This window comes from Streptomyces sp. NPDC045701, from assembly GCF_056432045.1.
Genome location: NZ_JBWKJV010000041.1, coordinates 1 through 24,405 on the forward strand (window position 1 = coordinate 1; position 24,405 = coordinate 24,405).

General features: G+C 74.6%; 26 protein-coding genes. 14 read left to right on the forward strand and 12 right to left on the reverse strand.

Going from position 1 to position 24,405, the window contains the following annotated elements:
- The coding region (locus AC07DW_RS28080; RefSeq protein ID WP_478860468.1) for an ATP-binding protein at positions 1-357 on the forward strand (357 nt) is incomplete at its 5' end.
- A gap of 19 nt (positions 358-376) precedes the next feature.
- On the opposite strand, the gene AC07DW_RS28085 is transcribed toward AC07DW_RS28080, so the two are convergent.
- On the reverse strand, positions 377-790 hold the full coding sequence (locus AC07DW_RS28085) for an organic hydroperoxide resistance protein (RefSeq protein WP_478860469.1): 414 nt from the start codon (positions 788-790) through the stop codon (positions 377-379).
- 106 nt (positions 791-896) lie between these two features.
- Here AC07DW_RS28085 and AC07DW_RS28090 point away from each other — a divergent pair, with 106 nt between their 5' ends.
- Together AC07DW_RS28090 and AC07DW_RS28095 are read left to right on the forward strand one after the other, a co-directional pair.
- Positions 897-1,406 carry a MarR family winged helix-turn-helix transcriptional regulator gene (locus AC07DW_RS28090; protein ID WP_478860470.1) on the forward strand — a complete coding sequence of 170 codons (510 nt, stop codon included), beginning with the start codon at positions 897-899 and terminating at the stop codon, positions 1,404-1,406.
- A gap of 55 nt (positions 1,407-1,461) precedes the next feature.
- Entirely contained in the window at positions 1,462-1,929 is a 468-nt protein-coding gene (locus AC07DW_RS28095) for a GNAT family N-acetyltransferase (protein ID WP_478860471.1), read from the forward strand.
- 210 nt (positions 1,930-2,139) lie between these two features.
- Here the strand turns inward: AC07DW_RS28095 and AC07DW_RS28100 are convergent, their stop codons facing one another.
- The 6 genes from AC07DW_RS28100 to AC07DW_RS28125 all read right to left on the reverse strand — a co-directional run bounded on the left by AC07DW_RS28100 (position 2,140) and on the right by AC07DW_RS28125 (position 7,806).
- Positions 2,140-3,462, reverse strand: coding sequence for a carboxyl transferase domain-containing protein (locus AC07DW_RS28100; RefSeq protein WP_478860472.1), 1,323 nt, complete (start codon positions 3,460-3,462; stop codon positions 2,140-2,142).
- On the reverse strand, positions 3,455-4,915 hold the full coding sequence (locus AC07DW_RS28105; RefSeq protein ID WP_478860473.1) for an acyl-CoA synthetase: 1,461 nt from the start codon (positions 4,913-4,915) through the stop codon (positions 3,455-3,457). Before AC07DW_RS28105 ends, AC07DW_RS28100 begins: the two co-directional genes overlap by 8 nt.
- Positions 4,916-5,161: 246 nt before the next feature.
- Positions 5,162-5,389: a hypothetical protein gene (locus tag AC07DW_RS28110; protein WP_478860474.1), complete on the reverse strand. Its 228-nt coding sequence runs from the start codon at positions 5,387-5,389 to the stop codon at positions 5,162-5,164.
- A gap of 160 nt (positions 5,390-5,549) precedes the next feature.
- Complete coding sequence (locus AC07DW_RS28115; protein ID WP_478860475.1) at positions 5,550-5,732, reverse strand: hypothetical protein; 183 nt, start codon at positions 5,730-5,732, stop codon at positions 5,550-5,552.
- Positions 5,733-6,016: 284 nt separating this feature from the next.
- Positions 6,017-7,060, reverse strand: coding sequence for a rod shape-determining protein MreB (gene mreB, locus AC07DW_RS28120; RefSeq protein ID WP_478860476.1), 1,044 nt, complete (start codon positions 7,058-7,060; stop codon positions 6,017-6,019).
- A 173-nt stretch (positions 7,061-7,233) separates the two neighbouring features.
- On the reverse strand, positions 7,234-7,806 hold the full coding sequence (locus AC07DW_RS28125) for a hypothetical protein (protein WP_478860477.1): 573 nt from the start codon (positions 7,804-7,806) through the stop codon (positions 7,234-7,236).
- 120 nt (positions 7,807-7,926) lie between these two features.
- On the opposite strand from AC07DW_RS28125, the gene AC07DW_RS28130 reads away from it, so the two are divergent.
- Positions 7,927-8,757, forward strand: coding sequence for an SCO2400 family protein (locus AC07DW_RS28130; RefSeq protein ID WP_478860478.1), 831 nt, complete (start codon positions 7,927-7,929; stop codon positions 8,755-8,757).
- Positions 8,758-8,914: 157 nt separating this feature from the next.
- Here AC07DW_RS28130 and AC07DW_RS28135 read toward each other — a convergent pair whose 3' ends face one another.
- On the reverse strand, positions 8,915-9,361 hold the full coding sequence (locus tag AC07DW_RS28135) for a MarR family winged helix-turn-helix transcriptional regulator (protein ID WP_478860479.1): 447 nt from the start codon (positions 9,359-9,361) through the stop codon (positions 8,915-8,917).
- Between the two features lie 154 nt (positions 9,362-9,515).
- On the opposite strand from AC07DW_RS28135, the gene AC07DW_RS28140 reads away from it, so the two are divergent.
- From AC07DW_RS28140 to AC07DW_RS28175, 8 genes are all read left to right on the forward strand, one after another.
- The gene (locus tag AC07DW_RS28140) at positions 9,516-10,535 is read left to right on the forward strand and encodes an NADP-dependent oxidoreductase (protein ID WP_478860480.1); all 1,020 of its coding nucleotides are present in this window, start codon (positions 9,516-9,518) and stop codon (positions 10,533-10,535) included.
- 65 nt (positions 10,536-10,600) lie between these two features.
- Complete coding sequence (locus AC07DW_RS28145; RefSeq protein WP_073751683.1) at positions 10,601-11,026, forward strand: organic hydroperoxide resistance protein; 426 nt, start codon at positions 10,601-10,603, stop codon at positions 11,024-11,026.
- A 117-nt stretch (positions 11,027-11,143) separates the two neighbouring features.
- Positions 11,144-11,953: an EI24 domain-containing protein gene (locus AC07DW_RS28150; protein WP_478860481.1), complete on the forward strand. Its 810-nt coding sequence runs from the start codon at positions 11,144-11,146 to the stop codon at positions 11,951-11,953.
- Between the two features lie 143 nt (positions 11,954-12,096).
- The gene (locus tag AC07DW_RS28155; RefSeq protein ID WP_478860482.1) at positions 12,097-12,318 is read left to right on the forward strand and encodes a hypothetical protein; all 222 of its coding nucleotides are present in this window, start codon (positions 12,097-12,099) and stop codon (positions 12,316-12,318) included.
- A gap of 124 nt (positions 12,319-12,442) precedes the next feature.
- Positions 12,443-13,948 carry a Y4yA family PLP-dependent enzyme gene (locus AC07DW_RS28160; RefSeq protein ID WP_478860483.1) on the forward strand — a complete coding sequence of 502 codons (1,506 nt, stop codon included), beginning with the start codon at positions 12,443-12,445 and terminating at the stop codon, positions 13,946-13,948.
- On the forward strand, positions 13,945-15,276 hold the full coding sequence (locus AC07DW_RS28165) for a pyridoxal-phosphate dependent enzyme (protein ID WP_478860484.1): 1,332 nt from the start codon (positions 13,945-13,947) through the stop codon (positions 15,274-15,276). Before AC07DW_RS28160 ends, AC07DW_RS28165 begins: the two co-directional genes overlap by 4 nt.
- Entirely contained in the window at positions 15,269-16,480 is a 1,212-nt protein-coding gene (locus tag AC07DW_RS28170; protein WP_478860485.1) for an aminotransferase class V-fold PLP-dependent enzyme, read from the forward strand. Before AC07DW_RS28165 ends, AC07DW_RS28170 begins: the two co-directional genes overlap by 8 nt.
- A gap of 48 nt (positions 16,481-16,528) precedes the next feature.
- Positions 16,529-17,287: a class I SAM-dependent methyltransferase gene (locus AC07DW_RS28175; RefSeq protein ID WP_478860486.1), complete on the forward strand. Its 759-nt coding sequence runs from the start codon at positions 16,529-16,531 to the stop codon at positions 17,285-17,287.
- A gap of 2 nt (positions 17,288-17,289) precedes the next feature.
- On the opposite strand, the gene AC07DW_RS28180 is transcribed toward AC07DW_RS28175, so the two are convergent.
- Both AC07DW_RS28180 and AC07DW_RS28185 read right to left on the reverse strand, forming a co-directional pair.
- Positions 17,290-18,549, reverse strand: a complete 1,260-nt coding sequence (locus AC07DW_RS28180; protein WP_478860487.1) for a pyroglutamyl peptidase — start codon at positions 18,547-18,549, stop codon at positions 17,290-17,292.
- 32 nt (positions 18,550-18,581) lie between these two features.
- Entirely contained in the window at positions 18,582-19,151 is a 570-nt protein-coding gene (locus tag AC07DW_RS28185; RefSeq protein ID WP_478860488.1) for a TetR/AcrR family transcriptional regulator, read from the reverse strand.
- Between the two features lie 69 nt (positions 19,152-19,220).
- On the opposite strand from AC07DW_RS28185, the gene AC07DW_RS28190 reads away from it, so the two are divergent.
- On the forward strand, positions 19,221-21,698 hold the full coding sequence (locus tag AC07DW_RS28190; protein ID WP_478860489.1) for a beta-glucosidase: 2,478 nt from the start codon (positions 19,221-19,223) through the stop codon (positions 21,696-21,698).
- Here the strand turns inward: AC07DW_RS28190 and AC07DW_RS28195 are convergent.
- Together AC07DW_RS28195 and AC07DW_RS28200 are read right to left on the reverse strand one after the other, a co-directional pair.
- The gene (locus tag AC07DW_RS28195) at positions 21,695-22,624 is read right to left on the reverse strand and encodes an aldose epimerase family protein (RefSeq protein WP_478860490.1); all 930 of its coding nucleotides are present in this window, start codon (positions 22,622-22,624) and stop codon (positions 21,695-21,697) included. The genes AC07DW_RS28190 and AC07DW_RS28195 overlap by 4 nt on opposite strands.
- An 11-nt stretch (positions 22,625-22,635) precedes the next feature.
- A complete protein-coding gene (locus tag AC07DW_RS28200; protein ID WP_478860491.1) occupies positions 22,636-23,544 on the reverse strand; it encodes a GDSL-type esterase/lipase family protein in 909 nt (302 codons plus the stop codon).
- A 250-nt stretch (positions 23,545-23,794) separates the two neighbouring features.
- Between AC07DW_RS28200 and AC07DW_RS28205 the strand changes: the two genes are divergently transcribed.
- Positions 23,795-24,289, forward strand: a complete 495-nt coding sequence (locus AC07DW_RS28205) for a DUF3145 domain-containing protein (RefSeq protein WP_478860492.1) — start codon at positions 23,795-23,797, stop codon at positions 24,287-24,289.
- Positions 24,290-24,405: the final 116 nt, after the last annotated feature.

The following is a 24,405-nucleotide window of genomic DNA, read 5'->3' on the forward strand; positions in this document are numbered from 1 at the left end:
CGGATGCTCGGCCAACGGGCACGTCCGGTTCGGCGGGCGGGGACGGGAAAACCGGCACTGGAAACAGTGCACGGCGTCTCGTCCCCGACCCAACACGTGCCCTTCGAGCCCGAGGTTGCCCAGCTCCTCTTCCAGCTCGTCTCGCACCGCTACGAACGGGCCTCGCTGATCGTCACCGGGAACCGGCCGCTGGGCCGCTGGGACGAGGTGTTCGGCGACCGCGCGACGGCCTCCGCGACGGTGGACCGGCTGGCCCACCACGCGGAGATCGTCACCCTCGACGCCGAGAGCTACCGGACGCGCCGTCTGGAGGGCGCGGCGGTCGCGGGCTGGGGAGGGTCCGGCCCGGTCCACTGAGCGTCCCGGCGACCGGTCGTCACTCGATGACGAGCTCGACCGGGATGTTGCCGCGCGTGGCCTTGGAGTAGGGGCAGTACGCGTGGGTCTTCTCCAGCAGGTCGCGGCCCGGCTCGCCCTGGAGGTGGTCGGGCAGCTCGACGCGCATCACGACCGCGAGGCCGAAGCCGCCGTCCTCGTCCTTGCCGATGCTGACCTCGGCGGTGACCGAGGCGTCCTTGACGTCGATCTTCTCCTGGCGGCCTATCGCGCCCATGGCGCTGGCGAAGCACGCCGCGTACCCGGCGGCGAAGAGCTGCTCGGGGTTGGTGCCCTTGCCGTTGCCGCCGAGGGCCTGGGGGAAGCCGAGCGGGAGGTCGATCTGGCCGTCGGAGCTGACGGCGCGGCCTTCGCGTCCGTTGGCGGTGGCGACAGCGGTGTAGAGCGCGTCCATGAGGGACTGTCCTCTCGTGGGAGGTGAGGGGGGTGGATCGGTGTCATATTTATAGCGCACGATTCAATTGTGCACAACTGAATCGTCCTCGCGCTATCCTGGGGGTATGGACACGCCCCGGACCGTGCGCGACGAGGACTTCCTCCGCCTCGACCACCAGATCTGCTTCTCGCTGCACGCCGCCACCCGCGCCTTCAACAGCGTCTACCGCACCGCGCTCAAGGACCTCGGCCTGACCTACCCCCAGTACCTGGTGATGCTCGTCCTCTGGGAACACGGAGAGCTGCCCGTCAAACGGATCGGCGAGCACCTGCGGCTGGACTCCGGCACCCTCTCGCCGCTGCTCAAGCGGCTGGAGGCGGCCGGGTACGTCGAGCGGCGGCGCAGCGCCGACGACGAACGCTCCGTCACCGCCCGGCCCACCCCCGCCGGTACCGAACTGCGCGAACGGGCCCTCGGCGTGCCACGCCGGATCGCCTCCGCGACCGGCCTGCCACTGGAGGAGCTCCGCGAGCTGCGCGCCCGGCTCAACGACCTCACCACCGCCCTCGACGCCGCCGGGTCGGCGGCCTACCCGGAGGGCTGCGTCACGGAGGACGGCGCCACCGAGGGCTGAGCACCGGCGCGATAATCGCTGGGCGGCGCCGCGACCGGGCCCTACCGTGGGCCCCATGATCGCTACACCCCGCCTCGCGGCCATCACTCCCGCCAACGTGGACGCCGCGATCGAGGTACGGGTCCGCCCCGACCAGGAGCACCGGGTCGCTCCGGTCGTGCGGTCGCTCGCCGAGGCGTACGCGCGTCCCGACACGGCCTGGCCCCGCCTCATCCTCGACGGCGACCGGCCCGTGGGCTTCCTCATGGCCTTCTTCGACATCGACTTCTCCGGCGGCGGCGACCGGTCGGACCTCCGCTCGGGACTCTGGCGCCTGAACATCGCCGCCGGGGAACAGGGCCGTGGATACGGCCGCTTCGCGGTCGACAGCGTGGCGGCCGAGATCCGCCGGCGCGGCGGTACCCGCCTGACCACCACCTGGGTCCCGGGCGAGGACGGCCCCGAGGACTTCTACCTCCGGCTGGGCTTCCGGCCGACGGGCGAGACGCAGGGCGACCAGCGGGTGGGCGAACTCGTCCTCTGACCCCGATCGCGTCCCGGCTGCGGAGCGGCCGGCGGGGGTCCCCCTCGGGCCACCTCTCCGCCGCCCGGCCCGCACGCCCCGGTGGGTGCGGGTGCCTGCGGCGCGGTGCGGAGGTTGGTGGGGTGACCCCGGAGGCCCCGACCCCGGGCCACCCGCGGCGACCCACCCCCGGCCCGCCCCGTGAGGGGCGCCCCGACCGGGGTCGGTGGGTCAGACGATGCCACGCACCAGGCCGAGGCCGAGGAGGTCCTGGGGGCGCAGGCGCAGTTGTTCGGCGGTGCGCGGGGCTTCCTCCGGTGGGCGTTTGAGGATCGCGGCCGCCAGCTCCGGCGCGATCACCGAGAAATAGCTGTCCGGCGTCGCCCAGGTGTTGTCCGGCGCGGCCAGCGCCAGCGCCCCGCCCGAGCCGCCCTCGCCGATGAGGAGCGTGGTCACCGGGACCCGCGCTCCGGCGACGGCCGTGAACGCGTCCGCGATCGCGGCACCCGCACCCGCCCGCTCCGCCGCCGCGTCGTTCGCGGCGCCCGGCGTGTCGACGAGCGTCAGCACCGGGACGCCGAGCCGGTCCGCGAGCCGGATCACCCGGGCTGCCGTGCGGTAACCGGCCGGGCGGGTCGCCGTGCCGCACTGGGCGACGTACGCGACCGCCCGCCCGTCGGGCCGCAGCCCCACGCCGCACAGCGTCCCCGGGTCCGTACCGCCGCAGCGGTCGCCGACCAGGGGCAGCCGGTCCGTGAAGTAGGCGTCCAGGTACGCCTCGGCGCGGGGGCGGGCCGGGTCGCGGGCCTGCCGGACCGCGTCCCAGCCACTGGCGGGCAGCGGCGTGCCGGAGAGGGCGGCCGGCGGCGGAACCTCCCGGGCCGGGCTCGTCAGCGCGGTCAGCCAGCGCGTGACCGTCCCGCGCAACTCCGCCGGGCGTACGACGGCGTCGACGTGCCCCGCCGCCAGCTGGCCCTCGGCGGTGTACGCGGCTGGGTCCGCGTCCGCCGGCCGCACCCGCGACCCGGCGAACCCGACCTGCGCCCCCGGCAGCGCCAGGATCACATCGGCGCCCGCCCCGACGGTCGCCCAGCCGCCCCCGGTCGCCGGGTCGCGCAGTACCGCGAGGTGCGGCAGCCCCGCCTCCCGCAGCAGCACCGACTCGCGGGCCACCCGCTGGAGCTGGGTCAGCGCGACCATGCCCTCCTGCATCCGGCTGCCCCCGGTCGCGACCAGCGTCACCAGCGGTACGCGCCGCTCGCGCGCCAGCCGGTAGGCCGCTTCGAGCCGGTCACCGGCCCGCTCGCCCAGCGAGCCGCCGAGGAAGCCGAACTCGAAGGCGAGGACGACGCAGGAGCGGTCGCCGACGGCCGCCGTGCCGTACACGACCGACTCGGCCTCGCCGGTCCGGTCGGCCGCGCGGGCGCGGGAGGCGCCGTACCCCTCCCAGGACAGCGGCCCGTCGGGGGCGCTGGACCGGGCCGGCGGGGCGTGCTCCTCGAAGGAGCCGGTGAGGAGCGCGATGGCCTCGCGGGCGGACGGGCGCTCAGCCATGGAGCGCCCGCTTCATGATCTTGCCCATGTCGTTGCGGGGCAGGACGTCCAGGTACCGCACGGTCCGGGGGCGCTTGTGCGGGGCGAGCTGCGCCGCCACGTGGTCCGCGAGGTCGTCCGCCGCGGGCGGCGCGTCCGGGTCGGCGGGGACGATCCACGCCACGATCCGTTCGCCCAGGTCGGGGTCGGGTTCGCCGGTCACGGCGGCCTCCCGCACCGCCGGATGGTCGAGGAGCGCGTTCTCGATCTCGCCGGCACCGATCTTGAACCCGCCGCTCTTGATCAGGTCCGTCGCCCTGCGCCCCACGATCCGTACGGAACCGTCCGTGTCCCGTACGGCCATGTCCCCGGTGCGGAACCAGGCGCCGTCGAAGGCGGCGGCCGTGGCGTCGGGCCGGTTCAGGTACCCGGTGAACAGGTTCGGGCCCCGGACCTGGATCTCGCCGACCGTCTCCCCGTCGTACGCCGTGATCTCCGAGCCGTCCTCCTCGACCAGCCGCAGGTCCACACCGGGCAGCGGCACGCCGACGGAGCCGGTGCGCGGCTCGACGTCGTCGGCCCTGACGCTGGTGTTCATGAGCGTCTCGGTCATGCCGTACCGCTCGATGACCCGCCGCCCCGTCAGCGCGGCGATCCGCCGGTGGTCGGGCACGGGCAGCGCCGCCGAGCCGGAGACCAGCAGCCGCGCCCCCGCCAGCGCCTTCGCCAGCCGCGGGTCGTCGTCCAGGGCTTCCGCGATGCGGTGGTACATCGTCGGGACACCGAACAGCATGGTGCCGCCGGAGGCCAGCTCCCGCGCCACACCACCGGTGGTGAACCTGCCCAGGTGACGCACGGATCCGCCGCGCCGCAGCGGGCCGAGCACGCCGAGGATCAGCCCGTGGACGTGGAACAGGGGCAGGGCGTGCACGAGGACGTCGTCGGACGTCCACGCCCAGGCGTCCTCCAGGGCGTCGAGGGTCGCGGCGATCGCGCGCCGGGGCAGGACGGCGCCCTTGGGCGGGCCCGTGGTGCCGGAGGTGTAGACGACGAGCGCGGGGTCCTCGGGGTCCCGCGGCCCGGCGGGCGACGGCCCCGGCGGAGCCGCGCCGGCGGCGGTGTCGTCCACGGTGACGTCCAGCCGCTCCAGGCCGCCCAGCGCGTGCGGCAGTTCGTCCTCCGGTGCCGCGAGGACCAGCGCGGGGCGGCTGTCGGTGACGATGTGCGTCAGCTCGCGCCCGCCCGTCCTCGGGTTGAGCGGTACGGCCGGTACGCCCGCGAGCAGCGCGGCGACCACCGCGACGGCGGTCTCCAGCGTGGGGGTGGCCCATACGGCGACCCGTTCCGCCCCGTCCAGCCGGGCGGCGGTCGCGGCGGCCGCCGAGCGCAGTTCGCCGTACGTCAGCGAACGGTCCCCGAACCGCAGCGCGGGCCGTTCGGATCCGGCGTCCAGGGCCGGAAAGAGCGAACTCACTCGTCGTCCTCCTTGGGGGATGCGGCGCAGGGCTGCGCACCCGCGGTCACGGGCCCCACCATTCTCCCCGCCGACGCCCGGCGGGAAGCGGTGCCGCGTGTGCTGTTCGCCGCAGTTCGGGTGCCGCTCGTCCCGGGTACGGGCCGGCCTCGACCCGCCGTCGAGCGGACGGCCCGGACGCCCGCCCGGGGCGCCGCCGGCCGCTGCTGCGGCGCGACCTCGCGACGGGGCGCGGAGCCCGGGCCGTCAGCGGGGCGAGCGCCAGGTGAACGCGGTGCCGCGTGTCCCGTCGTCCCCGGTGTCGTCGTCCGGGAGGGTGAGGCGCACACCGGGGCGCCCGGCGGGCAGCGCGTGCGCCGCGCCGACCTCGACGTCCACCGCCGTCACGCCCGCGTGCCGGAGACCGGCCGCCAGGGCGCCGCGCGGGGCGGTGCCGAGCCGGTCGGCGACCGGGCCGGTGACCAGGGCGTCCACCGCTCCGGTGAAGCGGACGGACGGCGTGGGGCCCGGCAGCGCCGCCCGCCGCCGGTCCCGCGCGGCACCCGGCCGCGGAAGGACCGGGGCGCCTCGGCGGAAGGCTGCCGGAGCGCGAAGACGGCGGTGCGGACCTCCCGTCTCGCGGAGTCCGGCTCGTTCACGGCCTGGTCCGGCAGGCCGCCGCGCCCTCGATCCACCGCTCCCGCTGCCGGGCCGTCTCGTACGGGCGTGCGTTGCCGATGGCGATGCCCGCCCGCGCGGCGAGGACGCGCGGCACGGCGACGTCCTCCTCGGTGAACCGCCCGCCGCGCTTCCCGGTCGGGTGGAGGTGGCCGAACACCGCGGCGTGGACGCGGATCGGTACGCCGAGGGAGGACCGGCCGGCCCTGGCCGTCGCCCTCGGGCAGCCGGCCGGCGCGCCGCCGGTCCTCCTCCGTCATGCCGTCCGTGTACAGGCCGGTGTACGGGCAGGTGTCGTCGGTGTCGGTGTCGGTGTCGGTGTCGGTGTCGGTGTCGGTGTCGGTGTCCGGGACGGGGTACGGGCCGCGGTGCGGTGCGCGGTCGGTGCCCACGCCGAGCACCGCCTCGAGCAGTGCCGGGAGCCCGCCCCGGGTCACCCGTACGTCACTCGGCTTCGGCGAGCGGGTTGAGCGTGATGGGCTGGATGCGGCCCTCCAACATCGCCCCGAGCCCCAGGACGGCACAGACGTCGGGCCGTTCCGCGATCTGCACGGGCATGCCGGTCGCGTTGCGCAGCATCTGGTCGAGGCCCGGCAGCAGAGCGCTGCCGCCGACCATCATGATGCCGCGGTCGACGAGGTCGGCGACGAGGTCGGGCGGGCAGTCGCGCAGCACCTTCCCGATGCCGTCGAGCACGGCCGTCAGCGGGGTGTGCAGCGCCTGGCGCACCGCGGCGGTGTCGACGAGCACGGAACGGGCCAGCCCGGTCGCCACGTCCCGGCCGTGGATCTCGGTGGAGGCCGGTCCGTGCGGGGTGAGGCCGTTGCCGTGCAGGGCGAGCTGGAGGGGACGTACGGACTGGCTGGGCAGCATCAGCTCGTGCTGGTGGCGCAGGTACTGGATGACGGCGTGGTCGATGGCGTTGCCGCCCACCGGGATGCGCTCGGCGGTCACGATGGCGCCGAGCGACAGGACGGCGACCTGGGTGGTGGCGGCGCCGCACACCAGGATCATGGTGGCGGTGGGCTGTTCCACCGGCAGCCCGCAGCCGACCGCCGCCGCGATCAGCGTGTCGACCAGCTCGACGCGGCGGGCGCCGAGCCCGACGAGCGTCTCGATCGTTGCGCGCTGGGCGAGCGGGTCGCTGTCGTGCGGGGTGCACGCGGCGGCGCGCAGCATCGGCTTGCGGCGCAGCTGGCGGCGGAGCTTCTCGCCGAGGAGGTGGCGCAGCATCCGCTGGGCCATGTCGATGTCGACGACGCTGCCGCCGGAGATGGGGCGTGCGACGCGGATGTAGTCGGGGGTGCGGCCGGTCATCTTCTCCGCGAACTCGCCGACGGCGATCAGCGCCCCGGTGCGGGTGTTGACGGCGGCGACGCTCGGCTCGTCGACGACGAGTCCGACACCCTTGACGAAGACGCGGGTCCTGGCGGCCCCCAGGTCGACGGCGACATGACAGCGGCGCAACTGCTCGAGACTGACGGTCACGGTGCGGATCCTCCCAAGAGCGGTACGTCCTCGCATCCTGCGGGCGTGGGACGCCCGGCGCGCGCCGGGAGAGCTGACGGGGTGACAGACGGCGGCCGAAGGAGGTATCCGGGCGGCACGGGACACGGGACACGGGACCCGGGACACGGGGCCGGGTCCGGTGGCGCGGGCGATCAGACCAGCCGCTGGAGCAGTCCCCAGGTGAACTCGGCGACGCACGGCGTCCCGCCGGGCGGTGTGAACGCCAGCCGCCACCGGGTGGGCGCGCTGCCCTCCAGGGGGCGGGCCGGGGGGAAGGCCCGGGCCACCTCGTCGACGGTGCAGCTCCAGGGACGCAGGTCGGCGGCCGTGCGCAGGTCCGGGCCGGCCGCGCCCGGGGCCCGGACCAGCCACTCGTTCCACACCCCGCCGCCGCCCGGCGCGGCCAGCACCTCGAAGCGGAGGTCCGGCCAGAGCGGCACGGGCCACAGCAGCGCGTCGCACACCAGGTCGCCGATGGCGCGGCGGGTGCGGGTCTCCGGCTCGCCGAGCACCGAGCGGTAGCGGCCGAGGGCGCCCCGGGACCTGGGGGAGCGGAGCATGGCCTGCCAGCGGCGGTTGGCCTCCCGCATCTCGGTGAGCGACGCGCCCAGCTCGCGGCGCGCCTCCTCGACGAGGCCCGGCTGGTGGTCGGCCATCCGGCGCAGCAGGACGAGCTGGAAGTCGAGCGGTCCAAAGGGGGCGGGGACGGTGCCGGAGGCTCTCATGCCGACATCCTGCCCCTTCCGTGAGAAGGAGCGGCGCGCCGGACGATGGCCGTTTCCACACAGGATTCTCACAGTCCCCGGTACCTCTGGTGTCCCCAAGCCGCATAATCTGCGGGCGCCATGGATTACTGCCACCAGTGTCAGCGGCACCTCAACGGAGCCCTGGCCTGTGCCGGCTGCGGTACGCCCGTCGAGGAGCTCCGGCACGACGACCCCCGAACATCCGCGGCGGGCCACGTCTACGAGCTGGACCGGGACGAGGAGTTGCCGACCGCGGCGCCTCGCCGTGCCCGCGGGCAGGCGCACCGCTCCCGGTCCGCCCGCCGGTCCGGCCCGGCGGGGCGCAGGGCCCGCAAGGGGCGCGGGCGCAAGCTGCTGGTCGGGGTGGGCGCCCTGCTGCTGGCGGCCGGTCTGCTGAGCCTCGCCGAGCTGGCGATCGAGCACCCCGGCGAGGACGGCGCGGCCACCGCCGTACGGCAGGAGGACCAGGCGGCGCCCGAGCCGCTGCCGGACCAGCCGGAGGGCTCCGTGCTGCCGGACGACCCCGGCCCGGTGGAGGATCCGGTGGCGGAGACCTCGGCGCCGGGCGACTCCGAGGACGGCCCGGGCACCGGTGAGGAGGGGACCGGAGCCCCCTCGCGTGGGCCGGGGGCCTCCGCGTCCGCGCCCGGTGACGCCCCCGCCACCGGACCGTCGGCCCCGCGGCCGTCGGGCGACCCCGAGCGGCCGGGTACCCCCGACGCCCCGGCCGAGGACGGTCCCGCTCCGCAGGACCCGCCGCCCGAGGAGGACCCCGGGACCCCGGACGACCCGGGCGAACCGGGTGAGACGGCCCCCGGCGAACCGGGTGAGACGGCCCCCGGCGAACCGCCGCCGGACCATCCGCCCCCCGCGGAACCCGCCCCCACGCCGACCGAGTCGTGCGACTGGTTCCTCTGGTGGTGCGTGTAGTCCCCGCTCGCCGGCCCCGGCGTCGGCGCCGCGTCCAGCGCCGGACGCGCCGCCCGTCCCCCCGCCAGAAACCTCTGGGTCCCGGCCCCCGCGCCGCCCGAAGCCCCCGGGCTCCCCGCGCCCGTACGCGCCGCCCGAAGCCCCGGCCCCCGGCGCGTTACGCGTCCGCGCTGCCGACGTCCTGGCCGAGCATGCGCCGCAGCAGGTCACGCAGGGCCGTGCGCTCCTCCTCCGACAGGCCGGCCAGCGGCTCGCGGGCGAAGTCGAGGGCCTCCCGCAGCCGGCGGGCCGTCGCACGGCCCTCTTCCGTCGCCGCGGCGATCTTCACCCGGCGGTCGGCCGGGTCGGGGCGGCGTTCCACCAGCCCGCGCGCCTCCAGGCGGTCCACGATGCCCGTCACGTTGGACGGCTCGCACCGCAGCGACCGCGCGATACGGCGCATCGGCGTCGGCTCCAGCGCGAGGAGTCCGAGGACGCGGGCCTGGGCACCAGTGAGGGAGTGCTGCGCCGCGGCCTGCTCGTACTCCTCGTGGTAGCGGGTGACCACCGTGCCGATCAGCTCGACCACTTCGAGGGTCAGCGGGTCTCTGCGTCTGCTGGACATGCGTCCCAGGATACCCGGTTACTTGACAACATGAAATATTCAGGCGCATGGTTGTTTCAGGTAGTGAAACAAACGTAACGTGAATCACTGCGTCGGCGCGGCAGCGCGTCACCGCGTGAGACACGGCGTGAAGCAATACCAGGAGGCACGCACCATGTCCGCTCTTCCCACGTCCGGCCGCGAATGGCACCTCGTCGCCCGCCCGCACGGCTGGCCCACCCCCGAGGACTTCGCCCTCCGCGAGGCGCCCGTCGCCGAGCCGGCCGAGGGTCGGATCCTCGTCCGCAACCTGTACTTCTCGGTCGACCCGTACATGCGGGGCCGCATGAACGACGTGAAGTCGTACGTGCCGCCGTTCCAGCTCGACCACCCCATGGAGGGCGGCGCCGTCGGTGAGGTCGTCGCCTCCAACGCCGAGGGCTTCGCGGTCGGCGACCACGTCCTGCACGGCCTCGGCTGGCGCGAGTACGCGGACGTCAACGCCAAGCACGCCACCAAGGTCGACGCCTCCCTGGCGCCCCTCTCCGCCTACCTCGGCGTCCTGGGCATGACCGGCCTCACCGCCTACGCCGGTCTCTTCGACGTGGCGTCCTTCAAGGAGGGCGACGCCGTCTTCGTCTCCGGCGCGGCCGGCGCCGTCGGCAGCCAGGTCGGCCAGATGGCCAAGCTCAAGGGCGCCTCCCGGGTCATCGGCTCGGCCGGCTCCGACGAGAAGGTCAAGCTCCTCACCGAGGAGTACGGCTTCGACGCCGCCTTCAACTACAAGGACGGTCCCGTCGCCGCCCAGCTGAAGGAAGCCGCCCCCGACGGCATCGACGTCTACTTCGACAACGTCGGCGGCGAGCACCTGGAGGCGGCCATCTCCTCCTTCAACGTGCACGGCCGCGCCACCATCTGCGGCATGATCGCGCAGTACAACAGCACCGAGCCGACCCCCGCCCCGCGCAACCTCGCGCTGGTCATCGGCAAGCGGCTGCGCCTCCAGGGCATGCTGGTCGGCGACCACGCCGAGCTCCAGCCGCAGTTCGTCAAGGAGGTCGCCGGCTGGCTGGCCTCGGGCGAGCTCAAGTACAAGGAGACCGTCGTCGAGGGCATGGAGAACGGCGTCGAGGCGTTCCTCGGCATGCTGCGCGGCGAGAACACCGGCAAGATGATCGTTTCACTCACCCGATAGGCTCACCTCCAGCCCGCCGCGACCGTGGGCGCGAGTCGCGGCGCAACACAGGAGGAAACCCCTACATGTCGATCCAGCAGTCCGACGTCCTGTACACCGCCGTCGCCACCGCCGAGAACGGGCGTGACGGCCGCGTCGCCACCAACGACGGCAAGCTCGACGTCGTCGTGAACCCGCCCAAGGAGATGGGCGGGTCCGGCGAGGGCACCAACCCCGAGCAGCTGTTCGCCGCCGGTTACAGCGCCTGCTTCCAGGGCGCGCTCGGTGTCGTCGCCCGCCAGGAGGGCGCCGACATCTCCGGCTCGACGGTCACCGCCGAGGTCGGCATCGGCAAGAACGCCGAGGGCTTCGGGATCATCGTCAAGATCTCGGCGAAGATCCCGAACGTGAGCGCCGCCACCGCCAAGGAGCTGATCGAGAAGGCCCACCAGGTCTGCCCGTACTCCAAGGCCACCCGCGGCAACATCACGGTCGACCTCGACGTCGCCTGATCCACGCGCCCGTACGGATCGGTCCGTACGCGCCGGAGGGCCGCACCCACCCGGGTGCGGCCCTCCGCCCGTCCGGGGCCCCCGGCCGCGGTGGCGGGACCCCGATAGGGTGGGCACATGCGTGATCTCGGGGTGGGCTTCGGCTATCTGATGAAGGGGCAGCGCTGGGTCGGCCGGCACGGCCGGTGGTTCGGGTTCGGGCTGCTGCCCGGTCTGGTCACCCTGGTGCTGTACGCGGGCGCGCTGGCCGGTCTGGCGTACGGCGCGGACGACCTGACCGCATGGGCGACGCCCTTCGCGGACGACTGGTCCTCGCCCTGGCAGGGCGTCTTCCGCGGCTTCCTGACCGCGCTGCTCTTCGTCTTCGGACTGTTCCTGGCGGTCATCACCTTCACGGCCGTGACGCTGCTCGTGGGCCAGCCGTTCTACGAGTCGCTCTCCGAGCAGGTCGACCGCACCGAGGGCGGCGAGGTGCCCGAGTCCGGGCTGCCGCTCTGGCGCGAACTGTGGATCTCCGCGCGGGACAGCCTGCGCGTCCTCGTGCGGGTCGCCTTCTACGGCATCCTGCTGTTCGCCTGCGGGTTCGTCCCCGTCGTCGGCCAGACCGTCGTCCCGGTCATCGGCTTCTGCGTCTCCGGCTTCTTCCTGGCGGAGGAGCTCACGGCGGTGGCGCTCCAGCGGCGCGGCGTCGAGCTGAAGGAGCGCCTCGCGATGCTGCGCGGGCGCCGCATGCTCACCCTGGGCTTCGGTGTTCCGCTGACCCTCGCCTTCCTGGTGCCGTTCGTCGCGGTGTTCCTGATGCCCGGCGCCGTCGCGGGCGCGACGCTGCTGGTCCGCGACCTGGAAGCGGGCGAGACGCCGGAGGCGGGCGGCGCGCCCGAGGCGGACACGAGGGGCGGCGCGGCGGCGAAGGCCCGGCGTGCCTGAGCTGTTCGCCGTCGAGGTCGTCACGGTCCTCGCGGTCGTCAGCCCGGGCGCACCGGCTTCCTGACGAACCTGCTCGACCCGAGGACCACCCTGTTCGTGGCTTCCTGACGAACCTGCTCGACCCGAGGACCACCCTGTTCGTGGTGCCCACCTTCACGCGGGCCGTCGGCCCGCGGGCGCCCCGCCGGCAGCAGGGCGCCGATGGCCTGCTCCCGTCGCCCGCCTACCTCGCCCGGTTCGGCCCGGTGGCGCTCCTCTTCTCCCACTCCCGGCCGCGCACCGCGATGCCGCGGACCGAGAAGGCCGTCAACCGGGCCATCGGCGCCGCGCCGGTGGGGCTGGGGATCACCCTGGGTGTGCCGTGACGTCCCGCAACGGCTAGATCCGGCCGTCTCGTTCCGTACCGCCATCCCGCCGCGGAAAGTTGGGCATAAAGAGCGGGACGACGACGGGCCGGTCGGTATTCCTCGCGCGGGAGGAACAGCTGCGATGAGCACGGCTGGGACGAACACAGCGGGCACGGCCGGGGAGCCGTTGCACCTGGAACCACGCCTCGAACAGCGGCCGGCCGCCCTCCTGGAGGAGGGCCGCCCGCTCCTCCACGCGCTGGTGGACGCACTGGGATCGCCCCTGAACGTGGTGCTGCCGGACCAGATCGCGGAGAACACGGAACGCTTCCGCTCCGTCTTCCGCCGCCACCGGCTCACCGGCCGGATCTTCTACGCGCACAAGGCCAACCGCTCCAGCGCCCTGGTGCGGCGGCTGGTCACGACGGACGCCGGCCTCGACGCCGCGTCGCTCGGCGAGCTCCAGCACGCCCTCGCGTCCGGCTGGACGGGCGACCGGATCATGACGACCGGGCCCAAGGACCCGGAGTTCCTGTGGCTGGCCGCCAGCGCCGGGGCCGTCGTCAACGCCGACGGGCCGGCGGAGGTGGAGCAGGCCGCCCGGCTCGTCCGCGCCTACGGCCTGCCCCGCCTGCGCGTCGTGCTGCGGCTGTCCGGCTTCGACACCTCCGGCACCACCGTGCTGTCCCGCCGCAGCCGCTTCGGCACCCCCGCGCGGTCCCTGAAGGACCTGCTCGACACGGTGGACCGGCACCGGGACGCGGTGGAGCCGACCGGCGTCGGCTACCACCTCGACACCACGAGCCTGGACGAGAAGGCGGCGGCGCTCGAAGGCTGCCTGCACGCGATGGAGGAGCTGCGGGCGCGCGGCTTCTCCCCGCGAGCCGTCGACGTCGGAGGCGGGTTCGGCATCACCTACCTGGCCCACGCCGAGCAGTGGGACCGCTACACCACCGCGCTCACCCAGGCGGTCATGGGCCGCCGCCCGCCCATGACCTGGGACGGCCACGGCTACGGCCTGCGGATGGAGAACGGCACCCTCAAGGGCGCCCTCGGCCTCTACCCGGCCCACCGCCCCGTCGCCGGCGCCGGCTACCTCGACGAACTGCTGTCCCGCCCCGCCCCCACCCTCGGCGGCCGGCCGCTGGGCACCCTCCTGCTGGAGGGCCTGCACGAGCTGTACGTCGAACCCGGCAGGGCGCTCACCGACCAGTGCGGGATCACCCTCGGCAGGGTGCTGGACGTACGGGAGGCGGACGGCGGCGGGCACCTGGTGCGGCTGGCGATGAACGCCGGTGACACGGGCCTGGAGGACCACGGCGTCCTCGTGGACCCCGTCGTCCTGCCCCGCGACGGCGCCGCCACCGCCGGGGCGGGCCGGCCGGCCGCCGTCCACCTCATGGGCAACCTGTGCCTGGAGTCCGACCTGATCACCCGCCGCACCGTCCACCTGCCCCGGCTGCCGCGCCCCGGCGACCTCCTCGCCTTCCCCAACACCGCCGGGTACTGCATGGACTTCGGCGCCACCCACGCCCAACAGCAGCCCGTCGCCCGCAAGGTCGCCGTCCACCGGGAGGAGGAGTCCTGGCACTGGTGCCTCGACGAGCAGTACTGGCCGATCACACGTCCGGGGGGACCGCGCACATGAGGTACGACAGCATCACCGACGCCATCGGCAACACCCCGCTGGTGCGCATCGACCCCGAGGTCCACGGTCTGCGCACCATCGACCTCTACGCCAAGCTGGAGATGCTCAACCCCTTCGGCTCCCTCAAGGACCGGGCCGCGTGGAACATGGCCCGCGACGGCCTGGCCGCCGCCAGGGAGCGCGGCGAGACGGTCGTCGAACTGTCCAGCGGCAACACCGCGAAGGCCCTCGCCCTCATCGCCGGCCTGCACGGACTGCCGTTCAAGAGCGTCACCAACCGGATGCGCATCCCGGAGATCAAGGACCTCCTCCTGCTGCTGGGCGCCGAGATCGAGGAGCTGCCGGGACAGTCCGAGTGCCTCGACCCGACCGACACCGAGGACCCGCTGACCCTCTTCCACCAGCGGCTGAACCGGCCCGGCAGCGCCCACTTCCACACCGACCAGTACTTCAACGCCCGCAACACCGAGGCGCACGCCTCCGGCACCGGCCCCGAGATCGTCGCGGACCTCGACGGCCGGGCCCCGGACTGGTTCATCGCCTGCGTGGGCACCGCCGGATCGTCCACCGGCGTCGCCCGGGCGCTGCGCGCCCACGACCCGGCGGTGCGGGTGGTCGGGCTCGTCGGCGAGAAGGCGGACTTCATCCCCGGTATCCGCAACGCCGACGAGGTGCAGCAGGTCGGCCTGTTCGACCCGGCCACGTACGACACCATCGAGACGGTCGGCGCCGACGACGCCATCGACGGCATGCTGACCCTCCTGCGCCGCTGCGGCCTGCTCGCCGGCCCGACCGGCGGAGCCGCCTACCAGGGGGCCGTACGCCACCTGCGGGCGGTGGAGGAGACACTCGGCGAGGAGCCGGCGGAACGCCGGACGGCCGTCTTCATCGTCTGCGACCGGGTGGAGAGCTACCTCGGGTACGTACGGCAGCGCCGCCCCGAGCTGCTGGGGCGCGCTCCGGTGAAGAACTCCGTGGCCACGCTGACCGACACGGAGGCGCGCACCGCCACCGTCATCGACGTCGCCGACGCGCGGAAGTGGATCGCGGAGGAGGACCCGCTGGTGATCGACCTGCGCGGCCCGTTCGCGTACGCCGCGCTGCACATCGACGGCTCGCTGAACATCGTCGACGAGCTGTTCGACGAGATGCTGCGCGGCGGCCTGCCCTTCGGTACGCGCCGGCCGGTGCTGCTGGCGTGCCCGGTGGGGGAGAAGTCGGCCCGGTACGCCGCCCTGCTGACCCGCATGGGCCACCCCGACGTGCGCAGCCTGGCCGGGGGCATCGTGGCCTGGCGGGACGCGGGCGCGCCGCTGGTGCGTGACTGAAGTGACCGGGTTCGGTGCCGAGATCGAGGAACTGGGGTCCTGGCAGCGGGCGCTGCGCGCCGAGTTCCCCATCGTCGTGGGCCACCCCGGTCTGGCGTACCTGGACAGCGCGGCCACCGCGCAGAAGCCGCAGGCGGTCCTGGACGCCGTCCAGCGCTACCTCACCACCTCCAACGCCAACGCCGGGCGCGGCTCCTACCCCTGGGCCAACTCCACGACGGCGCTGGTGGAGGACGCCCGTGAGCGGGTCAAGCGGTTCCTGGGCGATCCGGCACCGGAGCGGTCGTCCGTGCACTTCACCAGCGGGACGACCGAGGGGCTGCGCACGGTCGCGCGGGACTGGCTGCCCACGCTGCTGGCCGACGGGGACGAGATCGTCGTCCCGCACCGGGACCACCAGGCGAACCTGTCACCGTGGCTGGAGGCACGGGAGCTGCTGGCCCGCCAGGGGATCGGCATCCGGGTGCGGGAGCTGCCGTACCAGGCGGCCTCCGGTGACTACGACGTCGCGGAGCTCGCCCGGACCGTCGGCCCGCGCACCCGTTTCGTGGCGGCGACGCACGTGCACCACGTGTACGGCGCCGACATGAACGTCCACCGGGTGCGCCAGGTGGTCGGGCCGGACGTCCCCCTCTGCCTGGACGCCGCCCAGAGCGTGGGACACCTGCCGGTGACGGTGGACGACCCGGACGTGGACTTCGTGGTGTTCTCCGGCCACAAGGCGCTCGCCCTGCCGGGGACGGGGGTGGTCTGGGCGCGGCAGCGGCGCGGGCCGGAGTTCCGGCCGGGCGGCTGGCGGGGCACGCCGAACACGGTGGGCATCGCCTCCCTGGTGGCGGCGCTCGACTGGCTGGACGCGGCCGGCACCGACCGGATCGAGCGCTGGACCGTGGCACTCGCCGCGCTGCTCACCGACGGGCTGAGCGCGATGGCGGACACCTACGAGGTACTCGGCTGCCGGACCAGCCTGGCGGCCGGCTCGCCGGTGCAGCGGCGGCGGAGCCTGGTGACCTTCCGGCACCGCGCGATCGACGCCCATGACCTGGGGTTCATCCTCTTCGACCACGGGTTCATGGTGCGGTCCGACGGCCATTGCCAGGCCGGCCGGGACAAGAGGGACGGCTCCGTACGCGTGAGCCTCCATGTGCACAACACCCCCGAAGAGATGGAAAGACTGCTCGCCGTGCTCGCCAGTCTGCAATGATTTTCAATAGCAGCAGAGGGTCGCGAGGTGCGGAGGAACACGGCGGCTATGGGTGTGAACGCGGTGACGGCCGCGCGGTGGGTGGAGCGCTGGGAGGTCCAGCAGCAGCGGTACGCGGTCGACCGCGAGGAGAGCTTCACCGTCATCGCGGACGTGGTCGAGCACGTGACGCGGGGCCGGACCGGGCCGCCGCTCGTCCTCGACCTCGGCAGCGGGCCGGGCTCCCTGGCGGCGCGGCTGGCCGGCCGGCTGCCGGACGCGGAGGTGCTCGCCGTCGACGGCGACCCGTTCCTGCTGGAGCTGGGCAGCACGTACTACGGCTCCGCCGTCCGCCACGTCGAGGCGATGATCGGCGAACCGGGCTGGCTCGACGCGCTCGCCCTGGACCGCCCGGTGGACGCGGCCGTGTCCACGACGGCCCTGCACTACCTGGACCGCCGCACGCTGGGCCGGGTCTACCGGGAACTGGCCGGGTGCGTGCGGCCAGGCGGCGTCCTCGTCAACGGCGACCACATCGGCCCGGACTCCCCGAAGGTCTCCGAGCTGGCCGTCGACATCGGCCGCCGCCACGCCGAACGGCACCTGACCCTCACCCACGACGACTGGGAGTCCTGGTGGTCGGGTGCCGCCTCCGACCCCGAGCTGGCGCGCTTCCTCGCCCGGCGCGGCCGTGACCGGCACCCCCGCTGCGAGGGCAACGACCTGACCGTCTCCAGCCACCTGGCCCTGCTGCGGGAGGCGGGGTTCGAACACGTCGGCGTGGTCTGGCAGTACGGCCACAGTCACGTCCTGGCCGCCGTCCGCTGACCTCAGCGCCCGGCGGCGGCCACCGCGACGATCGCCCGCACCTGGGCCGTGATGTCCGCCCGGTCGCGCAGGAACTCCGGGTCGGTCACCGCGCCGGAGTCGCCCGCGCCGAACCGGAGGACCGGCGTGTGCACATGGCCGCCCGGCAGGTCCGGCAGGCCCAGCCGGTCGCGCAGCAGCGTGGCGCGGTACGCGATCTCGTTGGACAGGTAGTCCCCGCCGCCGCCCGCGCGGGCCGCCGAGCCCGGCGTGGGCCCGTCGGGGCGGACCACCGGGGCCGTGCCGCCCGCCGGGACCTCGGTCACCGACGTGTTGTCGTACACCGGGAACCGGCCGGTGTCCGCCGCCGTGATCCTCGCGTACGGCAGGGTGGTCACCGTCCACTGCGGCTGGGACGCCGGGTCGGCAACCGGCACCGGGCCGGTCTCGGACACGTTCTCGTTGTCGCCGAACCCCCCGCGCCAGGCCCCGTTGTGGCGCTCGACGTCGAAGCGGCCGACCCGGCCCTGGCTGACGGTGGCGAAGGCGTCCACGCGCGGCAGGTGCGGCCGCAGGGTGCGCTCCACCTCGCCGTCCGCGAAGTCCGCCCAGCGGACCGGGAACACCGCGGTCTCCACCCGCGCCAGGCGGCCGTCCGCCGTCCGGACCAGCGTCCCGTCCAGCGCCAGCGCCGCCGCGCCCGACGGGTTGCTGATCCGCACGTCCCGGTCCAGCGTGAAGGGGTCGAACCCGGTCACCAGCACCCGCTTGACGGCCTTTCCGGCCGGGTAGCGGATCGCGTCCTGACCGCGCGACGCCGTCTCCAGCCGGTCCAGCAGCCGATCGCGCGCGTCCGCCGGCAGCGCGAACCCGGGCTCCCAGGACCGCAGTTCCCGCGTCATCGCCAGCCGGGCCCAGTACAGCGGCCGGTCGTCGTCCCGGGCGAGGTCGCCGCCCGCCGGGCCCCGCCCCTGCACCCGGTCCACCGCCCGCTGCCACAGCCGCGCCCCGTGCCGTACGACGGCGCGTTCGGCCGCCGCGTACGACCCCGCTCGCTCCAGGGCGGCCGCGAACCCGGGCGCCACCGCGTCGAATCCGCTGCGCGCGAGGATCTCCCGCGGTACGGCCCGGTCGAGGCGGGCCTCCTCGACGGTGGGCCGCACGGCGGCGGGCCGGGCGGCCGGGGGCTGTGCGGCGGCCGGTGCCGCGTGGGCGGGAGCCAGGGGCACCGTCAGCGCGGCGAGAGCGGTGACCAGCGTCGTACGCGACCGTATCCGGGACACAGGCGGCAGTCCTTCCGTAGGGTGCCGGAACGCTACCGCGCCCCCAACAGCCGCAGAAACCCCCGGAAGGCGGCCGGCATGTCCACCGCGTCCGGATCCAGCAGCCACTGGTACTGGAGCCCGTCCATCACGGCCGTCACCAGCGGCGCCGCCTCCTCCGGCGTCAGCCCGCCGGGCAGCCGGTCCCCGAACTCCGCCCGCAGGACGTCTGCCATCTCGGCCCGCACCCGGGTGTAACGACGGGTGAAGAACTCCCGCGCCGGGTGACCCTCCGTCACGCTCTCGCCGAGCAGCGCCGAGAAGGTCCGCACGATGCCCGGCCGCATCGCGTTGTACTCGACGAGCGGCTCCAGCAGGGCGAGCCGCCACCCGGCGCGGCCGCCGCCCCCGCCGGTGTCCCACTGGTCGCGCTCCTCCAGGACCGCGACGAGCAGGGCCTCCTTGCTGGGGAAGTGGTGCAGGAGGCCCTGCTGGGTCAGGCCGACCCGCTCGGCGACCGCCCCGAGCGTCGCGCCCCGGTAGCCGCGCTCCGCGATCACTTCGAGGGCCGCGCGCACGATCTCCGCGCGCCGTTCCCCGCTCCTGGCCCTGGCCGCCGCCATCCTCGCACCCCGATCCTTCCAGTAACGGAAACATAACGAAACCTACCGCCCTACAGGTGGCGGGTCACCATGGCCGTACCGCACGCACGCCGATCCGGAGGTACGACAGTGACAGACCCGACCGGCAGCCGGTACGACGAGGTCGTCGAGGCGGCACTCGGCACGCTGGACCTGGACACCAAGACCCGCCTCCTGGCGGGCCAGGACATGTGGTCCCTCCCCGCCCTCCCCGAGATCGGCCTGGAATCGCTGGTCATGTCCGACGGCCCGATCGGTGTACGCGGCGTCCGCCGGACCGCCGACGACCCGTCCGTCGCCCTGCCGTCCCCCACCGCGCTCGCCGCCGCGTGGGACCCGCTCCTGGCCCGCCGCGCCGGCCGTCTCCTCGCCCAGGAGGCCCGCCGCAAAGGCGTCCACGTCCTCCTCGCCCCCACCGTCAACCTGCACCGCTCACCGCTCGGCGGACGCCACTTCGAGGCGTACAGCGAGGACCCCTACCTCACCGGCGAGATCGGCACCGGCTACGTCCTCGGCGTCCAGGACGGCGGCGTCGCCACCACGGTGAAGCACTTCGTCGCCAACGACGCCGAGACCGACCGCTTCACCGTGAACAACGTCGTCGCCCCCCGCCCCCTGCGCGAGCTCTACCTCGCCCCCTTCGAGGCGATCGTCACCGGCGCCCGCCCCTGGGGCGTCATGACCGCCTACAACCGGGTCAACGGCCGCACCATGACCGAGCACCACCACTTGGTGAACGAGGTGCTGCGCGGCGAGTGGGGCTTCGACGGCGTCAACGTCTCCGACTGGACGGCCGCCCGCGACACCCGGCGCGCCATCCAGGGCGGCCTCGACATCGCCATGCCCGGCCCCGCCACCGTGTACGGCGAGGCCCTCGCCACCGCCGTCCGCGCCGGCGACGTCGACGAGGCCCTCGTCGACCGGGCCGTGCGCAACGTGCTGCGGCTCGCCGCCCGCGTCGGCGCCCTGGCCGGCGCCGAACCGGCCGTCACCGCCCCGCCCGCGCCCATCGACGGCGACGCCCTCGCCCGCGAGATCGCCCGCCGCTCCTTCGTCCTCGTACGCAACGCCGCCGCCCTCCCCCTGGCGCCCGGCGGCACCGTCGCCCTCCTCGGCGCCGCCGCCCGCGACGCCCGCGTCCTCGGCGGCGGCTCCGCCCAGGTCTTCCCCGGCCACACCGTCTCCCCGCTCGACGGCCTCACCGCCGCACTCCCCGCCGGCGCGCTGACCTACGCCATCGGCGCCGAGCCCGGCGACGAACCCGCTCCCGCCGGGCCGGGCTTCACCCTTCGCGCCGTCTGCCGCGACGCGGACGGGACGGTCATCGGCGAAGGGCCGCTGCCCGGCGGCCAGGTCCAGTGGGCCGGCGACGACCTGCCGGCGGGCGTGACGTACGAGAACCTGCACAGCGTCGAGGTCACCGGCACCTTCACGCCCCGGGAGAGCGGCGAGCACGCCTTCGGCACCCGCGGCCTCGGCGCCTTCACCCTCACCGTCGCGGGCGAGACCCTCTACGACGGCGTCCAGAAGAGGGGCGACGAGGCCGACCCCTTCGAGGCGCTCCTCGGCACCCCGCTGGAACGCGGCACCGTCGCCCTCACCGAGGGCGCCCCCGTCGAGGTGTCGCTGCTCCACCCCCTGGACCGGGAGCACGCGGCGCCGCTGCCCGCCGTGCTGTTCTCCCTGGTCCACCGGGGCCCGCGCCGCGACCCCGACGAGCTGATCGCCGAGGCCGCCGACACCGCCCGCGCCGCCGACACCGCGATCGTCGTGGTCGCCACCACCGAACGCGTCGAGTCCGAGGGCTTCGACCGTGCCGACCTGGCCCTGCCCGGCCGCCAGGACGACCTGGTGCGGGCCGTCGCCGCCGCCAACCCCAGGACCGTCGTGGTCGTCAACGCGGGCTCCCCCGTCGAGATGCCCTGGCGCGACGACGTGGCGGCCGTGCTGCTGACCTGGTTCCCGGGCCAGGAGGGCGGCGCCGCCCTCGCCGACGTCCTGCTCGGCGCCGAGGAGCCCGGCGGCCGCCTCCCCACCACCTGGCCCGCCGCCCTCGCCGACGCACCCGTCACCGACGTCACCCCGGCGGACGGCGAACTCCACTACACGGAGGGCCTCTTCACCGGCTACCGCGCCTGGGACCGGGCCGGCGCCACCCCCGCGTACCCCTTCGGCCACGGCCTCGGCTACACCACCTGGGAGTACGAGTCCCTGGAGCTGACCCCCGACACCGCGACGGTCCGCGTCCGCAACACCGGCACCCGGCCCGGCCGCGAGGTCGTCCAGCTGTACGTCGCCCCGGTGGACGACCCGGTGGAGCGCCCGGCCCGCCGGCTGGCCGGGTTCGCGGGCGTCGAGGCCGGCCCCGGCGAGGCCGCCGAGGCCGAGATCCCGCTCCCGAGGCGGGCGTTCGAGATCTGGGACGAGGAGACCGGTGCCTGGACGGCGGTCCCGGGTACGTATGAGATCCGGGCCGGCCGCTCCGTGACCGACACCCGCCTGCGCGCGCCCCTGGAGGTGAGGCGCTAGCGGATCCCGAAGGCGTACACGGTCTCCGACGCGTACACCTCGCCCGGCCGCAGCACCGTGCTGGGGAACCGCGGCCGGTTGGGGGAGTCCGGGAAGGCCTGCGTCTCCAGCGCCACACCGTCCAGGTGGTCCGGGGCGTACACCTGGAGGCCCGGCTCCGTCGTACGGACCGTCAGCAGGCGTCCCGTCACCGGGGAGCGCAGCTCGGCCGCGGGGGCGGCGGAGTCGCCGTCCAGGACGAAGTTGTGGTCCAGGCCCGTGCCCACCGGGCGCCACGTGCGGAAGTCGAGACGCGTACCGTCCACCGTCGCGATCTCGCCGGTCGGGATCGCGGCGTCGTCCAGCGGCGTGTAGTGCCCGGCCGCCAGCCGCAGCTCCTGCGCACCGCCCAGGTTCCAGTACGTGTGGTTCGTCAGGGCCACCACCGTCGGCGCGTCCGTCACCGCCTCGTACGCGATCCGCAGCGCGCCCCGCTCGTCGAGCGTGTACGTCGCGGAGACCTCCAGCCGCCCGGGGAAGCCCTCCTCGCCGTCCGGGCTCACCCGCGACAGCCGGACCCCGCCGTCGACCGGCTCGGCGTCCCACACCCGCTTGTCGAAGCCGCGCTCCCCGCCGTGCAGGCTGTTCGGCCCGCCGTTGCGCGCCAGCCGGTGCGTGCGGCCGTCCAGCGTGAACGACCCACCGGCTATCCGGTTCGCGTACCGCCCCACCAGCGCCCCGAGGTACGGCCCCGGATCGGCCTCGTAACCGGCGGGCGAGCCGTGGCCCAGCACCACGTTCGCCACGGCACCGTGCCGGTCGGGCACCTCCACGGACTGCACGATGCCGCCGTACGTCAACACCCCCACCCGCGTACCGCCCCGTTCCAGGACCCAGCGGTGGACAGTCGTCCCGTCGGCCAGCCGGCCGCATTCCTCGGCGCTCATGCCCGTCGAGCCTACGCGGGCGGAACCGGCGCCGTGACGTTGCGGTAGGCGATCTCCGCCAGCCGCTCCTGACCGTCCCCGCTCGGGTGGAACCAGTCCCAGGGACTCAACTGCTCACCGGTGAACCGGTACGCGAACACCGCTCCGCCGTCGTACCGGCACAGCCGGTCCTTCGCGCACACGTCCCGCAGCACGCCGTTGTACGCCACCACCCGCCGGTACACCTCCTCGCGGCGCTCCCGGGCGGCCGGGCCGAGGTCGTCGGCGTCGCGGAGCATCGACGCGCACACGCCCAGCTTCCACACCTGCTTGCCGAGCGCGCTGCTCCGCCCGGTCGACCACAGCCGCTTCAGGTCCGGCACGCTCGACACGTACACCTGGCTCTTCGGCGACACCTCGCGCAGCGCCCGCACCGCCTCCTCGAACGAGGCGCGGAAGTCCGCCACCGGCGTCATCAGAGCGGTGCTGTCCCGGCAGGCGTCGTTGGCCCCCACCGTCACGGTCACCAGCCCCGGCTTCCTCGCTCCCGCCTTCGCCATCTGGCTCGGGAGCTCCGCCACCCGCGCCCCGGAGCGGGCCACGTTCCAGCTGCGCGCGGGCAGTGCCGACGGGCCCAGCAGACGCCGTGCGAGGCTGTTGACCCGGGCGTCCGCCCCGGTCGCCCAGGACACCTCCGGGCAGTCGACCAGGATCCCGCAGGCGTCGTACCCACGGCTGATCGAATCGCCGACGGCCGCGACCGAGGCGGGGCTCGGGTCCCACGCGGAGGTGGGTCTCGGCGAGGGGGAGGGGCGCGACGCCACGCCCGGCCGGCGCTCCGGTTCCGCCTCGCACCCGGACACGCCCACGCCCGCCACCAGGGCGGCGGTGGCCGCGCACGCGGCGAACGTTCGTATACGACCTCGTCGGCTGGCGGGCATCCGATAGCCCTTTCGTCGGCATCCTGGCGAGTGAAAGCTTGGTGTCGAGCCCCACCGGGCAGACCGTACGTCATCCCAAGCGCCCCGGCGCACGGTAGCTTTTTCCCCGTCGAACCGTCAGGCGCCTTCGCCGACCGGCTCCGGTAAATTACATCACGTCACATGCTGTCCCTTTTGCGGAGTTTTACTCCCGATGCTGTTTACTGAGGCCGCTGGGAAAGGCGAACCTCGTCCCACACTGGAGGTCCCGGTGACGACACGTGGAGTCCTGTACGTACACTCCGCACCGCGCGCGCTGTGCCCGCACGTCGAATGGGCGGTGGCGGGAGTGCTCGGTGCGAGGGTCCAGCTCGACTGGATCCGGCAGCCGGCCTCCCCGGGCACCTGGAGAGCGGAGTTCTCCTGGCGGGGCGAACCCGGCACCGCCTCCAAGCTGGCCTCCGCGCTGCGCGGCTGGCAGATGCTCCGCTTCGAGGTCACCGCCGAGCCCTGTGCCACCGCCGAGGGCGAGCGCTACAGCGCCACGCCCGAGCTGGGCATCTTCCACGCGGTGACCGGCATCCACGGCGACATCCTGATCCCCGAGGACCGCCTGCGCGCCGCGCTGGTCCGCTCCGCCCAGGGCGAGACCAAGCTGGAGGCGGAGATCGCCCGGCTGCTGGGCAAGCCCTGGGACGACGAACTCGAACCCTTCCGCTACGCCGGCGAGGGCGCCCCGGTCCGCTGGCTCCACCAGGTCGTCTGACCCCGCGCGGCCGCCCTTTGTTGGACACGGCAGTGGGGGGGGGGGGGGGGGGGGGGGGGGGGGGGGGGGGGGGGGGGGGGGGGGGGGGGGGGGAGGAGGGGGAGGGGGGGGGGGAG